The 14,325-nt window shown below is 52.1% G+C and carries 13 protein-coding genes and 2 pseudogenes; 7 read left to right on the forward strand and 8 right to left on the reverse strand.

Annotation, left to right across the window (positions count from 1 at the left end; all coding sequences use genetic code 11):
* Positions 1–43 precede the first annotated feature (43 nt).
* The 3 genes from O1721_RS15210 to O1721_RS15220 all read left to right on the forward strand — a co-directional run bounded on the left by O1721_RS15210 (position 44) and on the right by O1721_RS15220 (position 3,402).
* Entirely contained in the window at positions 44–784 is a 741-nt protein-coding gene (locus tag O1721_RS15210) for a response regulator (RefSeq protein WP_022651194.1), read from the forward strand.
* Positions 781–2,076 (forward strand): ATP-binding protein, encoded by a 1,296-nt coding sequence (locus tag O1721_RS15215; RefSeq protein ID WP_032648319.1) that lies wholly within the window; start codon positions 781–783, stop codon positions 2,074–2,076. The genes O1721_RS15210 and O1721_RS15215 overlap by 4 nt, the downstream gene beginning before the upstream one ends.
* A gap of 135 nt (positions 2,077–2,211) precedes the next feature.
* On the forward strand, positions 2,212–3,402 hold the full coding sequence (locus O1721_RS15220; RefSeq protein ID WP_032648321.1) for a cytochrome c biogenesis protein/redoxin: 1,191 nt from the start codon (positions 2,212–2,214) through the stop codon (positions 3,400–3,402).
* Positions 3,403–3,408: 6 nt separating this feature from the next.
* On the opposite strand, the gene tam is transcribed toward O1721_RS15220, so the two are convergent.
* Positions 3,409–4,167, reverse strand: a complete 759-nt coding sequence (gene tam, locus O1721_RS15225; RefSeq protein ID WP_032648324.1) for a trans-aconitate 2-methyltransferase — start codon at positions 4,165–4,167, stop codon at positions 3,409–3,411.
* Positions 4,168–4,251: 84 nt separating this feature from the next.
* Positions 4,252–4,836: an NUDIX hydrolase gene (locus tag O1721_RS15230; protein WP_017382349.1), complete on the reverse strand. Its 585-nt coding sequence runs from the start codon at positions 4,834–4,836 to the stop codon at positions 4,252–4,254.
* A gap of 86 nt (positions 4,837–4,922) precedes the next feature.
* Here O1721_RS15230 and O1721_RS15235 point away from each other — a divergent pair, with 86 nt between their 5' ends.
* From O1721_RS15235 to O1721_RS15245, 3 genes are all read left to right on the forward strand, one after another.
* Complete coding sequence (locus tag O1721_RS15235; RefSeq protein ID WP_015570520.1) at positions 4,923–5,681, forward strand: DeoR/GlpR family DNA-binding transcription regulator; 759 nt, start codon at positions 4,923–4,925, stop codon at positions 5,679–5,681.
* 104 nt (positions 5,682–5,785) lie between these two features.
* Positions 5,786–7,078 (forward strand): glycoside hydrolase family 28 protein, encoded by a 1,293-nt coding sequence (locus tag O1721_RS15240; protein WP_032648327.1) that lies wholly within the window; start codon positions 5,786–5,788, stop codon positions 7,076–7,078.
* Entirely contained in the window at positions 7,078–7,692 is a 615-nt protein-coding gene (locus O1721_RS15245) for an NUDIX domain-containing protein (protein WP_065420578.1), read from the forward strand. Before O1721_RS15240 ends, O1721_RS15245 begins: the two co-directional genes overlap by 1 nt.
* Positions 7,693–7,912: 220 nt before the next feature.
* Here the strand turns inward: O1721_RS15245 and O1721_RS15250 are convergent, their stop codons facing one another.
* The 3 genes and pseudogenes from O1721_RS15250 to O1721_RS15260 form a co-directional block, all read right to left on the reverse strand.
* Positions 7,913–8,881, reverse strand: a complete 969-nt coding sequence (locus O1721_RS15250) for an IS5-like element IS903B family transposase (protein ID WP_022652343.1) — start codon at positions 8,879–8,881, stop codon at positions 7,913–7,915.
* 30 nt (positions 8,882–8,911) lie between these two features.
* A pseudogene (locus O1721_RS15255) lies at positions 8,912–9,478 on the reverse strand (MFS transporter); the annotation flags it as partial.
* Positions 9,479–9,564: 86 nt separating this feature from the next.
* Positions 9,565–10,722: an iron-containing alcohol dehydrogenase gene (locus O1721_RS15260; protein WP_021243026.1), complete on the reverse strand. Its 1,158-nt coding sequence runs from the start codon at positions 10,720–10,722 to the stop codon at positions 9,565–9,567.
* A gap of 193 nt (positions 10,723–10,915) precedes the next feature.
* On the opposite strand from O1721_RS15260, the gene O1721_RS15265 reads away from it, so the two are divergent.
* Positions 10,916–11,809 (forward strand): LysR family transcriptional regulator, encoded by an 894-nt coding sequence (locus tag O1721_RS15265; RefSeq protein WP_012695469.1) that lies wholly within the window; start codon positions 10,916–10,918, stop codon positions 11,807–11,809.
* Between the two features lie 136 nt (positions 11,810–11,945).
* Here the strand turns inward: O1721_RS15265 and aph(3')-Ia are convergent, their stop codons facing one another.
* The 3 genes and pseudogenes from aph(3')-Ia to O1721_RS15280 form a co-directional block, all read right to left on the reverse strand.
* The gene (gene aph(3')-Ia / locus O1721_RS15270) at positions 11,946–12,761 is read right to left on the reverse strand and encodes an aminoglycoside O-phosphotransferase APH(3')-Ia (RefSeq protein ID WP_012695470.1); all 816 of its coding nucleotides are present in this window, start codon (positions 12,759–12,761) and stop codon (positions 11,946–11,948) included.
* Between the two features lie 160 nt (positions 12,762–12,921).
* Positions 12,922–13,890 carry an IS5-like element IS903B family transposase gene (locus O1721_RS15275; protein ID WP_013815099.1) on the reverse strand — a complete coding sequence of 323 codons (969 nt, stop codon included), beginning with the start codon at positions 13,888–13,890 and terminating at the stop codon, positions 12,922–12,924.
* Between the two features lie 31 nt (positions 13,891–13,921).
* A pseudogene (locus O1721_RS15280) lies at positions 13,922–14,293 on the reverse strand (IS5/IS1182 family transposase); the annotation flags it as partial.
* Positions 14,294–14,325: the final 32 nt, after the last annotated feature.

Here is a 14,325-nt window from a genome sequence, read left to right on the forward strand (position 1 = left end):
TGTGCTATTTTCAATCCGTTACCTCTTAATCAGGGAGCCTGCGGTGGAGCATATTGATCACATCCTTGTCGTCGATGACGACAGGGATATTCGTGAGCTGATTGTCGATTACCTCGTGAAATCCGGCTACCACGCCTCTGGCGCGGCGAACGGGAAAGAGATGCGCGTAGTGCTCGACAAACAGCATATCGACCTGGTGGTGCTGGACGTGATGATGCCCGGCGATGATGGCCTGACGCTGTGTCGACAGCTGCGCAGCAGCAGGCATAAGGATCTGCCGATCCTGATGCTCACCGCGCGCAACGAGGACACGGACCGGATCCTGGGGCTGGAGATGGGAGCCGATGATTACGTGGTGAAACCGTTTGTGGCCCGCGAACTGCTGGCGCGTATCAAAGCTATCCTGCGTCGTTTTCGTACTATGCCGCCTAATCTTCAGGTGACCGAGGCAGGGCGCCTGGTGGTGTTCGGGGAATGGCAGCTGGATACCGTGGCGCGTCATCTGATTGATAACGAGGGTATGGTTGTGGCGCTCAGCGGGGCGGAATATCGCCTTTTGCGCGTATTCCTCGATCATCCTCAACGGGTGCTGACCCGCGACCAGCTGCTGAACCTGACGCAGGGACGTGATGCTGAGCTGTTTGAGCGTTCGATTGATCTCCTGGTGAGCCGCGTGCGACAGCGTCTGAATGAAGATGCCCGCACGCCCGCCTACATTAAAACCGTTCGCAGCGAAGGCTACGTTTTTACCATGCCGGTGACCATCGTCGAGGCCAATGAATGACCCTGTGGCCCCGCACCTTACTGGCCCGGCTGCTGATCATTGTGCTGCTTGGACTCTTGCTGGCTAACGCGCTCAGCCTGACGCTGGTCATGGTTGAGCGAATGCGCAGCGCGCGTTCGGTTATGCTGGGCAATCTTGAGAACGACGTGGCGACCAGCGTGGCTATTCTCGACCGGCTTCCGGCCAAAGAGCGGGCAGAGTGGCTGGAACGGCTCAGTCGCGGTAATTATCGCTATATCCTTGGCCCCGGCGAGGCAGGCGCCGCGCCAACGGACAAGCGCTCGCGGGATGCGATTCGCACCCTGAAAGAGACGCTTTCAGCCCAATATCAGCTTCAGTTTACGGCGGTGCCAGGGCCGATTTCCCATATTCAGGCCCATCTGACGCTCCGCGACGGCGCACCGCTCACCATCGATCTGATCCCGCGCATGCCACCTGTCGCCAGCTGGTTACCCGTGGTGCTGGTTCTTCAGCTGTTACTTGTCGCGCTCTGCTCCTGGATTGCCGTGCGCCAGGTTGTCCGGCCCTTCCTGCAATTCACGCGCGCGGTTGATTCCCTCGATCCTGCGGCCCACTCTCCGATGACTGAAAAAGGTCCGGTTGAGGTGCGCCAGGCAGCGCACGCTTTTAATGAGATGCAGTCGCGGATACAGACCTATCTGCGTGAACGCGCGCAGATTCTGGCGTCCATTTCTCACGATCTCCAGACGCCCATCACGCGCATGAAGCTGCGGATCGAAATGGCGGATCAGCCCGAACTCCGCGATAAGCTGCTGAGCGACCTGGATAATATGTCGCGCCTGGTACGGGAGGGGATTGCCTATGCCCGGTCATCAGAATCTCTGGAAGAGACCACGCTGGAGCTGGAGCTGAATGCGTGGGTTAACAGCATCGCCAGTGATTATCAGGACATTGGTAAAAACGTGCAGTTTCATGCACGCAATGCGCGTTTGCCGATCGTCACTCGTCCCCAGGCATTGCGCAGGGTAATGACCAATCTGCTCGATAATGCGCTGAAGTTTGGCGATAGCGCGGTAATAGAGATTGATGAAAATGAAAGGCAGGTAGCGATCCGCATTATGGATAACGGCCCTGGCATCCCGGAGGCAGAACTGGAGGCGGTGTTACAGCCGTTCTACCGGGTTGAAACGTCGCGCAACCGGGAAACGGGCGGCACCGGGTTAGGCCTCGCCATTGCCGCGCAGCTCACCGCCCAGCTTGACGGGAAATTGCATCTTGCAAACCGGGCAGAGGGAGGGCTGGCCGTAAGCGTGATCCTTCCGCGCGGTTAATTGTACGCCTGTGTATCTGCACCCCGCGCCGATACGCAGGCAGACAAAATCCAGCTTTTCAAACACGGCCTGAACACATTCGTACGATGAAATGACCTCACTGCATCTTTGCAGCAACCGTATCGTGAGGTCGTTATGTTTATGATAATCGCTTTTTTAGGCGGCATGATTAGTCTGCTCAGTCCGTGCACGCTTCCCGTCATTCCTCTGCTGTTCGCCGGCTTTCAGGGGCAGCGCAAACACATTCTGGCGCTTCTGGCGGGAATGATTGTGATGTTCATGTTGGTGGCGATGGTAGTAACGGTTGCCAGCGAGTGGATCGCTGACGCCACCGTTATCGGTCGCTGGATTGCGCTGCTGGTACTGAGCATTGCCGCCCTGGCCCTGATCTTCCCGCAGTTCGCTCAGCGCATTGCCCGCCCGGCGGTCAGCGCGGGAAACGTTCTCAACACCCACAGCATGCAGCGACGCGGTCTGGTTTCGGCTTTTCTGGCAGGGCTGGCCGTTGGGCTGCTGTGGTCCCCCTGTGCCGGACCGATTCTCGGGGCGATCTTCAGCATTAATATTGCGGGCCACTCGGCCATCGCAACCGGAGCGCTGTTAGCCGCTTACGGCAGCGGGTGCGCGTTGATGCTGGGGCTGCTTGTCGCGGGGGGCCGTAAGCTGATAACCCCTCTGAGAGCCAAATCCGCATTGATGGCACGTTTGCGTCAGGGAGCGGGAGTGATGATGTTAGCCGCCGTTGCGTGCAACGCCAGCGGGATCACCTCAGCTCTGAAAGGCGCCAACGGTATTGCCGACCAGCTGGAAAATGCCCTGTTGAGCCTTGCGCAACCTACCTCCACGCAGGTGAAACTGCAACCGGTCGCTGACGCGACGCCGGGCAGCCAGCTACCGTCATTAAGCGGCGGTACGGGTTGGGTAAACGGTGACCCTGTCACGTCTGAGGTCTTGCGCGGGAAAGTTGTGCTTATCGATTTCTGGACCTGGGACTGTATCAACTGCCAGCATACCCTTCCGCATGTGCGTGACTGGGCGAAGAAATATCAGTCTGAAGGTCTGGTGGTGATTGGTGTCCACACCCCGGAATACCCCTGGGAAAAGCCGTTATCATCAGTGAAAAACGCGGTCAACAAATGGCAGCTGCCGTACCGCGTAGTGACGGATAATAACTACAAAATCTGGAGCGCGTTCGGAAATCAGTACTGGCCCGCACATTACTATTTCGATGCGAAAGGGCAACTGCGTTACACCGCGTTTGGCGAGGGGAGCTATGACAAGCAGGAGGCCGTGATTCAGCAGTTGCTCAAGGAAGCGCGTTCCTGATCCGGCTTACGGAACCCGCTGAGCCACCAAAAACAGGCGCGGAAAAGCCAGCAGTATCTGCCCGTTCTCCTGGAGCGGATACTGCTCTTCCAGCAGCTCAAGATAGCGTTTCAGATAGTTTTTCTGCTCGCTTTCGTTGAGTTCCTGTAACCACGGGCGTAACCCTGTCGCGCTGACCCAGTCAATAATCGCCTGATGAGAGCTCATCTGATGGAAGTAAGTGGTGCGCCAGATATCCACGTCGCATCCCGCTTCCGTCAGAATATCGTAGTAGGCATGGATACCCGGCAATGGCTCGCGGCCACGATCGGGGTAGCCCTGTTCCCAGGCAACTTCACGCATCAGGGCGTGCGTCGGCTCAAGCCAGTTGTCAGGCATTTGCACCGCCAGCACGCCGTTTAACTGGAGCAGCGAAACCAGGTGTGGCAGAAGGTGGTAATGGTCCGGGATCCATTGCAGTGAGGCGTTGGCGTAGATCAGGCTGAGCGGCTGGTCAGGTTTGTAGTGCCGGATATCCGCCTCAACAAAGTGGCAGTCTGGCAGGACCTGTCGGGCTTCCTCCAGCATGGCCGGGGAATTATCCACGCCGGCGATCTGCGCAGAAGGCCAGCGCTGTTTCAGCAGCGCGGTGCTGTTGCCTGGCCCGCAGCCCAAATCCACGCCAGAGGTTATGTCAGCAAGCGGCACCCGGGCGAGCAACTCAGCGGCGGGACGTGTGCGTTCTGCGCTGTACTGTAGATAAAGAGAGGGATCCCAGTCGGCCATTTTCGCATCTCCATGTTGAGGTGTTCAGCAAGAATAGCACAGGCAAATACCTGCGCCGGGGCAGGTATCTGGCTAATGGTGAGATTATAAAATGCCTTTGAGGGCCAGGTGATAGAGCAGCATGATGGTTTTTCCGTCGACAATCTGCCCATTTTCAATGCCCCGAAGCGCGTCGTCCAGCGTCATTTCCAGTACGTCGATATCTTCTCCCTCTGCTTTAACGCCTCCGCCCGCGCTGGTCCGATCCTGCGGGTGATATTCCGCCAGATAGAAGTAGAGTTTCTCGGTAACCGAGCCCGGGCTCATATAGGCCTCAAAAATTTTCTCTACGCGCGTCACCTTATACCCGGTTTCTTCTTCCGCTTCGGCCTTAATCCGGCTTTCCGGGTCAAGGTTATCGAGCAACCCGGCGGCCGCCTCAATGAGATCCTCTTCGTGACCATTTATAAACACCGGGAAACGGAACTGACGCGTCAGAATGACGGTTTTGCTGTCGCGATTATAGAGCAGGATCGTCGCGCCATTCCCCCGGTCATACACTTCACGCTCTTGTCGCTGCCAGTCGCCATCGCTGCGCTGGAGGTCAAAAGTATATTTTTTCAGGTTATACCAGTTGTCGGACAACGTTTCGCTGTTGATAATGCGTATATCTGCACGTTTTGATTGCACGTTTGGCTCTCCTCTCGTAGAGTAAGCATCATAAACAGCACTATCGTGCAAATACAAGGCATATCGTGCAACAACAGGAATAATTCATGCTCACAAGCCAGCGTAAACAGTTGATTCTGGAAAAACTGGAGGCGGAAGGTCAGGTCCAGTCTACTGCGCTCAGCCTCTTTTTCTCGGTGTCTGAGGACACTATCCGCCGGGATTTACGTGAACTGGCGGCAGAAGGGCGTTTGCAACGTGTTCACGGCGGCGCACTGCCAGCATCGTCAGCGATTGCGCCTTTTGCCGAGCGTCAGTCCGTTAAAATGGATGCAAAAAAACGCGTGGCACGGAGAGGCGCGCAGCTCATTTCACCGGGGCAGGTGGTGATCATTGATGGCGGGACGACCACCTCCGAACTTATTACGTTCTTACCACCCGATTTACGGATAACCGTGGTGACGCACAGCCCGGGTATCGCTTTGGGGCTGGTCGACCATCCATGCATAGAGGTGATCCTGATTGGTGGTCGTTTGTATAAACACTCCATCGTCACGGTCGGCGCGGCCGCTATTGAAGGCATCAATAATATTCATGCGGATCTGTTCTTCATGGGGGTCACCGGCGTCCATCCTGAGGCCGGGCTGACCACCGGAGATTACGAAGAAGCGTGCATCAAACGTGCATTTTCCGGCAGAGCGGCGGAAACGGTGGTATTGGCCTCACCGGAAAAGATCAACACGGCCTCGGCGTTTGTGATTGGCGACCTGTCGCTGGTGAATACGCTGGTTGTTGAAAACACAACGGATGAACGCTGGGTGAGCGCTCTGAAAGAAAAGGGCGTTGCGGTGATCGCAAGCCAGTAAATATCTGTTTTTTTGCCAGCCTGACCGCGTGGCTGTCAAACAGACAAAGGTTATCCTTCACGCGGATTTCTAGACTAAGGCTTTCATCTGTTTAAGGACAAGCCATGAAAGCGGTCTCCATTCTGACGTGCGGCGCGGACCCAACCGCGCAACGCCTGTCAACGTCTGCCATTCAGCAGGCCATAAATACCGCTCAACAGAACGATGTCATTGTTATTCCGCAAGGCCGTTTTCTGACCGGAGCACTGTTCCTGAAAAGCGGTGTTTCGCTTCGCCTGGACGCTGGCGCACAGCTCGTTGGAAGCCAGGATCTGGCTGATTATCCCCTGATAAACACCCGGGTGGCGGGCATTGATATGCGCTGGCCGGCAGGCATTATTAATATCATCGATTGTGAAAACGTCAGTATTACCGGTACAGGCACAATAGACGGGCAGGGTGTTATCTGGTGGCAACGCTTCTGGGGCGATGACGAGCGCAGCGGCATGGTCGGCGATTACAGCGCCAGAGGATTGCGCTGGGTGGTTGATTACGACTGTCAGCGCCCGCGCAATATTCTGGTCTTTGAAAGCCAGAGCATTCTGCTGCGTGATTTTACCAGTCGGGAGTCCGGATTCTGGAACATGCACCTCTGTTATTCGCGCCATATCACGGTTGAGGGCGTGCAAATCAGCAATTCTGCGGGGCCGAGCACCGACGGGATTGATATCGATTCCTGTGAACAGGTGCGGGTTGAACGCTGCATTGTTTCCTGTAATGACGACAATATCTGCATAAAATCAGGACGAGGACGCGAAGCGGCGCAAAAAGCACGTACCGCAAGGGATATAGTGGTTCGCGGATGTACGCTGAATAAGGGGTCCGGGATCACGCTGGGGAGCGAAACCTCAGGCGGCATTGAACGCGTCCTGATAGAAGATAATGCGTTTAACGGTACGGGCGTCGGGTTTCGCATTAAGTCGGCCCGCAACCGGGGCGGATTTATCCGTGATATCACCGTCCAAAATTTACGGCTTATGGACGTGCGTTTTCCGGTGCTGATCCAGCTGAACTGGTTTCCGCAGTACAGCTATGGCGACCGGGGAAATTTATCTGATAAACCAGAACACTGGCGCAAGCTGGCTGAAGGTGTTGAGGGCGAAGCCGGTCTTACTGCGGTCAGCGGACTGACGATTAAAAATATGACGGCGCGTCGCTCAGACAACAAATATTTCTCGCGGGCATTTTTCATTGAGGGGTATCCGGAGCGTCCTGTGACCGGGTTAACGCTGGACGGAATTTTGATTGACGCGTCAGAGTTCGGGAAAATTTCCGGTGTGGATGGGTTGCGCTTTAAGGATGTGCAGGTGACTGCCGTAGAGAACACGCAAGACCGTAACGACAGTTATGAGCGTTGATGTATTGCACGGTGAAGGCGTTAACGTTACTGTTAGAGAGCTACAAGCAAAGAAATCAGGGGCTTACCGTGAAGAAAGAGATAAAAACACTGGAATCGAGACAGATTTATCGTAACCGCTGGATGTCGCTAAAGGAAGACCGGATTCTGAGAGCCGATGGGAGCGAGGGGCTTTATTCCGTCATTGAAAAAGATGATTTCGTGGTCATCATTCCGGTTGAGAATGATGAAATCTATCTGGTTGAACAATACCGATACCCTCTGGGCCAGAGAACCACAGAACTCCCTCAGGGAAGTTGGGAATGTTCTCGCGACGCTGCACCTGAAGACGTTGCCAGAGGCGAGCTTAAAGAAGAAACCGGGTTAAGCGCCGGGAAAATGGAGTACGTCGGTTATCAAAAGCTCGCACAGGGTTATTCAGCCCAGGGTTATCATATTTACCTTGCCACGGAGCTGACATTTACCGGCCAGCAACTGGAGGAGGAAGAATACGGCCTGAAGGTGAAAAAAATTAAAATTAGTGCCTTTGCTCAATTAATACGTGACGGCAAAATCACTGACGCCACCTCAGTTACGGCATTCCTGCTGGCGAGAACTAAAAATATGATCTCTTAATCGTTTCCGGGGGGCTCCGATTCTTAAAGCGACCCGGACTGGCAATAACGTTTTAAATTAATATTGAGTCCTCATGTCTCTTGTCAAGGCTCAATTGAAATGTCCGTTATCCAGCTCAATTAAAATGACCACTTTGATCTCTCATTCTCTTTACTGATAGACTTGGCTTTGTTGAATAAATCAGATTTCGGGTAAGTCTCCCCCGTAGCGGGTTGTGTTTTCAGGCAATACGCACGCTTTCAGGCATACCTGCTTTCGTCATTTTGTTCAGCGCTCGTACCAGGGCCATAGCCTCCGCAACCTGACCATCGTAGTCACGCAGCGTCAGTGAACCCCCGAACAGCTGTTTTACCCGGTACATCGCCGTTTCCGCTATCGAGCGACGGTTGTAATCTGTTGTCCATTTCCACCGCGCATTACTCCCGGTCATTCGCTGATTAGCCACTGCACGGTTACGGTCTGCATATTCACCGGGCCAGTAACCCGCACCTTTTCGGGGTGGGATAAGCGCGCTGATTTTCTTACGCCGCAGTTCATCGTGACAGAGCCGGGTGTCGTAAGCGCCGTCTGCCGATGCTGCCCTGATTTTTCTGTGAGTCTGCCGGATAAGACCCGGGAAGGCTTCTGAGTCCGTCACATTGTTCAGCGACAGGTCTGCACAGATGATTTCATGTGTGTTGCTGTCAACTGCCAGATGCAACTTTCGCCATATACGACGGCGTTCCTGGCCATGCTTTTTGACTTTCCACTCGCCTTCACCAAAGACCTTCAGCCCGGTGGAATCAATCACCAGATGCGCGATTTCACCCCGGGTGAACGTTTTGAAACTGACGTTAACCGACTTTGCCCGCCTGCTGACACAGCTGTAATCCGGGCAGCGTAGCGGAACGTTCATCAGAGAAAAAATGGAATCAATAAAGCCCTGCGCAGCGCGCAGGGTCAGCCTGAATACGCGTTTAATGACCAGCACAGTCGTGATGGCAAGGTCAGAATAGCGCTGAGGTCTGCCTCGTGAAGAAGGTGTTGCTGACTCATACCAGGCCTGAATAGCTTCATCATCCAGCCAGAAAGTTATGGAGCCACGGTTGATGAGGGCTTTATTGTAGGTGGGCCAGTTGGTGATTTTGAACTTTTGCTTTGCCACGGAACGGTCTGCGTTGTCGGGAAGATGCGTGATCTGATCCTTCAACTCAGCAAAAGTTCGATTTATTCAACAAAGCCGCCCCGCAGAGTCCGGAACGCTGATACGGATCCATATCATTAGTAACAGCGAAAGTACTGACATAATACCGAACGTCAGGCGCCAGCCAAGATAATGCCCAAGCCAGGTTCCCAGCGGAACGCCTAGTGAGAGCGCCAGCGGTGTCCCAGCCATGGCTATCGCCATAGCCCGACCCTGATGAAGCGGCTCAACAATTCGGCGTGAAAACCCCGCCAGCAGGCTCCACGCCAGTCCCGCAGCCGCCCCGGCCCCCAAACGCGCTAACAGGGTCAGGTAAACATTTGATGAAAGTGCGGTAATGGTATTAAAAATGAAGAATCCCGCTACGGTCATTAATAAGACATATTTCCGATTCCACGACCGGGTAACGATAGTTAACGGAATAGCGGCAAATAATGACCCGAGGGCGTAGACGGTGACCCACTGGCCTGCGCTAGCCAGCGAAATATTCATTCCCTTACTGATTTCTGGCAATAATCCTGCTGGAATAGTTTCCGTCATGATGCAAATAAATCCGGTCATCGCAAAAGCCATTAATGGCATATAGGGAAATGTGTCATTCATTTTCTGCATTTTGCAATACCGTTAATGTTTAATTAAGCCTGCCAGGTGCGCAGGCTTAGCGCCTAATAGAGTAGATCGTTAGTCAATTAAAGTGCCATGTTCAGTATTGTTTCCGCCACTTCAGCAGTAATTTTTCCATGTTCACCTAATGCGATGTGCCCATGTTCTTTTAACTTGCCGATAACAGCTGAAATATCTTCCGCGCCCAGACCATAATCAGAAAGTCGGGTTTTAACGCCCATCAGTTCAAAAAATTCCACGGTGGCATTGATAGCCTCATCGGCCATTTTTTCGCTATCAGACTCAGGAATATTCCAGACACGCGCACCGTACTGAGCCAGCTTTTCTGCTTTTTCCTTTTTGCACAAGCGCCATAGTGCAGGCATAACGATAGCGAGGGTACGGGCGTGGTCGATTCCGTATAATGCAGTAATTTCCTGGCCAATCATGTGAGAAGCCCAGTCAGTTGGGACACCTGCGCTCAACATTCCATTCAGGGCCATCGTCGCAGCCCACATGATGTTAGCTCTGGCGTCGTAGTTCTGTGGATTTTTAAGGGCTACTGGGCCTTCTTCTTTCAGCGTGCTCAGCAGTCCTTCCGCCAGGCGATCCTGCACCTTAGCGTTAACCGGGTAAGTAATGTATTGCTCAAGAACGTGGACAAAGGCATCAACAACCCCGTTTGCGGTTTGTTGTTCAGGCAGCGTGTAGGTCATTTCCGGTTCGAGCACTGAAAATTTCGGCATAACGTAAGGGGAGGTGAAAAAGAGTTTATCCTGGGTGGTCACCCGATTAATCACCGCCGTGTTATTCATCTCTGAACCCGTGGCCGCCAGGGTCAGCACGCATCCAAAAGGGAGAGCTTGTTTCACCACGCCGCCATAACTCTTGACGATCTCCCATGGATCATTTTCGTAGAGGGCTGCGGCGGCAATAAATTTAGTCCCGTCGATCACTGAACCGCCGCCCACGGCCAGAAGAAAATCAATTTTTTCTGTTCTGACAATCTCAACGGCTTTCATCAGGGTTTCATAATGAGGGTTTGCTTCTACACCGCCAAACTCATAAACCAGGGTGTTTGTCAGGGACTCTTTTACGCGTTTCAATATACCGTGTTTTATAACGCTGCCCCCGCCATAGACAATCATGACCTTTTTACCCTGCGGGACTTCTTGTGCTAACGCAGAAATTTGATCGCGACCAAAAAGAATTTTTACCGGATTATGATAGATAAAATCTTGCATAATGATTACCTCATTTTCAGAATTAAAAGCCGTCACTACAACGAGGACATATTCACGTCGTGGAATATAAAGTACCATTTTGAATTTTATTTATTAATCAACATAAATTTCACTTACTTGTGAAATTTATTTGATAATTAATGACAGACTGGTACGCTGACGTCTCCAGTAGGGACCGAGGAGGAGGAATCGTGTGGATGAATTAAAGGTTTTTTTAACAGTGGCCAGGCTGAAAAGCTTTACCAAAGCCGCAGCTGAAATAGGTGTGACACCCTCAGCCATCAGCCACACGGTGAAATCTCTTGAGGAAAGGCTTGGGATCCGCCTGCTGGCCAGAACCACCCGCAGTATCTCCACTACGGAAGCAGGTGAAAGGCTCATTAACGAAGTTGGCCCGTTAATGGAACAGGTTGATGATGCTATTAGTCGGTTGAGTGAGCTTAGGGAAAAACCCACTGGCGTCATACGCCTCACGGCGGCAGATGATGTTATCCAGTATTTGATCCGTCCTGTATTACCGGACTTTCTGAGTCGCTACCCAGATATTCAGATTGAAATCGGCATTGACTATGGATTTACAGATATTGTTGATCAGCGTTTTGATGCCGGGATTCGTCCGGGCGATGTTCTGAATAATGATATGATTGCCGCAAAAATAAGCCAGAACTGGCGCCAGCTTGTTGTTGCTGCACCAGATTATTTTAAGCGTTATGCTAAGCCCAGGAAGCCGCAGGATCTTTTGAACCACAACTGCATTAACGTCCGCTATTCTGATACGAGTGGATTGTACGCCTGGGAATTCGAGAAAGATGCTCAGAAATTCAGTCTGAAAGTCAAAGGGCAATATATTGCGAACAGCACGATTCATCAGCTCGATGCAGCATTAGACGGGCTGGGGATTGCCTATATTCCCGAGTATGTTGCAGATGGATATATCAAAAGCGGCAAGCTGATTGCTGTTCTGACCGAGTGGTGTCCATATTTTGACGGCTACCATATTTATTATCCTCACCGCCGACAGGATTCTCCTGCGTTTATGGCTTTTCTGCAACTTTTGCGCGACAGGTACAATAATGGAATAAGATAAATTTATGAGTAAAGGATTATGTCCACGATAAGCACCTGGGTCGATTCCTGGGAGGCGGCCATGAGGGTAGGGAAGCGCCGTCCCGTCAAGTCAGCGTAATGCTCTGCCAGTGTTACAACCAATTAACCAATTCTGATTAGAAAAACTCATCGAGCATCAAATGAAACTGCAATTTATTCATATCAGGATTATCAATACCATATTTTTGAAAAAGCCGTTTCTGTAATGAAGGAGAAAACTCACCGAGGCAGTTCCATAGGATGGCAAGATCCTGGTATCGGTCTGCGATTCCGACTCGTCCAACATCAATACAACCTATTAATTTCCCCTCGTCAAAAATAAGGTTATCAAGTGAGAAATCACCATGAGTGACGACTGAATCCGGTGAGAATGGCAAAAGCTTATGCATTTCTTTCCAGACTTGTTCAACAGGCCAGCCATTACGCTCGTCATCAAAATCACTCGCATCAACCAAACCGTTATTCATTCGTGATTGCGCCTGAGCGAGACGAAATACGCGATCGCTGTTAAAAGGACAATTACAAACAGGAATCGAATGCAACCGGCGCAGGAACGCTGCCAGCGCATCAACAATATTTTCACCTGAATCAGGATATTCTTCTAATACCTGGAATGCTGTTTTCCCGGGGATCGCAGTGGTGAGTAACCATGCATCATCAGGAGTACGGATAAAATGCTTGATGGTCGGAAGAGGCATAAATGCCGTCAGCCAGTTTAGTCTGACCATCTCATCTGTAACATCATTGGCAACGCTACCTTTGCCATGTTTCAGAAACAACTCTGGCGCATCGGGCTTCCCATACAATCGATAGATTGTCGCACCTGATTGCCCGACATTATCGCGAGCCCATCTATACCCATATAAATCAACATCCAGGTTGGAATTTAATCGCGGCCTCGAGCAAGACGTTTCCCGTTGAATATGGCTCATAACACCCCTTGTATTACTGTTTATGTAAGCAGACAGTTTTATTGTTCATGATGATATATTTTTATCTTGTGCAATGTAACATCAGAGATTTTGAGACACAACGTGGCTTTGTTGAATAAATCAGATTTCGGGTAAGTCTCCCCCGTAGCGGGTTGTGTTTTCAGGCAATACGCACGCTTTCAGGCATACCTGCTTTCGTCATTTTGTTCAGCGCTCGTACCAGGGCCATAGCCTCCGCAACCTGACCATCGTAGTCACGCAGCGTCAGTGAACCCCCGAACAGCTGTTTTACCCGGTACATCGCCGTTTCCGCTATCGAGCGACGGTTGTAATCTGTTGTCCATTTCCACCGCGCATTACTCCCGGTCATTCGCTGATTAGCCACTGCACGGTTACGGTCTGCATATTCACCGGGCCAGTAACCCGCGCCTTTTCGGGGCGGGATAAGCGCGCTGATTTTCTTACGCCGCAGTTCATCGTGACAGAGCCGGGTGTCGTAAGCGCCGTCTGCCGATGCTGCCCTGATTTTTCTGTGAGTCTGCCGGATAAGACCCGGGAAGGCTTCTGAGTCCGTCACATTGTTCAGCGACAGGTCTGCACAGATGATTTCATGTGTTTTACTGTCAACGGCGAGATGCAGCTTACGCCAGATACGGCGGCGTTCCTGGCCATGCTTTTTGACTTTCCACTCGCCTTCACCGAAGACCTTCAGCCCGGTGGAATCAATCACCAGATGCGCGATTTCACCCCGGGTGGGCGTTTTGAAACTGACATTAACCGACTTTGCCCGCCTGCTGACACAGCTGTAATCCGGGCAGCGTAGCGGAACGTTCATCAGAGAAAAAATGGAATCAATAAAGCCCTGCGCAGCGCGCAGGGTCAGCCTGAACACGCGTTTAATGACCAGCACAGTCGTGATGGCAAGGTCAGAATAGCGCTGAGGTCTGCCTCGTGAAGAAGGTGTTGCTGACTCATACCAGGCCTGAATAGCTTCATCATCCAGCCAGAAAGTTATGGAGCCACGGTTGATGAGGGCTTTATTGTAGGTGGGCCAGTTGGTGATTTTGAACTTTTGCTTTGCCACGGAACGGTCTGCGTTGTCGGGAAGATACGTGATCTGATCCTTCAACTCAGCAAAAGTTCGATTTATTCAACAAAGCCGTTTTGAAACTGACGTTAACCGACTTTGCCCGCCTGCTGACACAGCTGTAATCCGGGCAGCGTAGCGGAACGTTCATCAGAGAAAAAATGGAATCAATAAAGCCCTGCGCAGCGCGCAGGGTCAGCCTGAATACGCGTTTAATGACCAGCACAGTCGTGATGGCAAGGTCAGAATAGCGCTGAGGTCTGCCTCGTGAAGAAGGTGTTGCTGACTCATACCAGGCCTGAATAGCTTCATCATCCAGCCAGAAAGTTATGGAGCCACGGTTGATGAGGGCTTTATTGTAGGTGGGCCAGTTGGTGATTTTGAACTTTTGCTTTGCCACGGAACGGTCTGCGTTGTCGGGAAGATGCGTGATCTGATCCTTCAACTCAGCAAAAGTTCGATTTATTCAACAAAGCC

It is taken from the genome of Enterobacter cloacae complex sp. HYC033_NIDB (genome assembly GCF_056673335.1).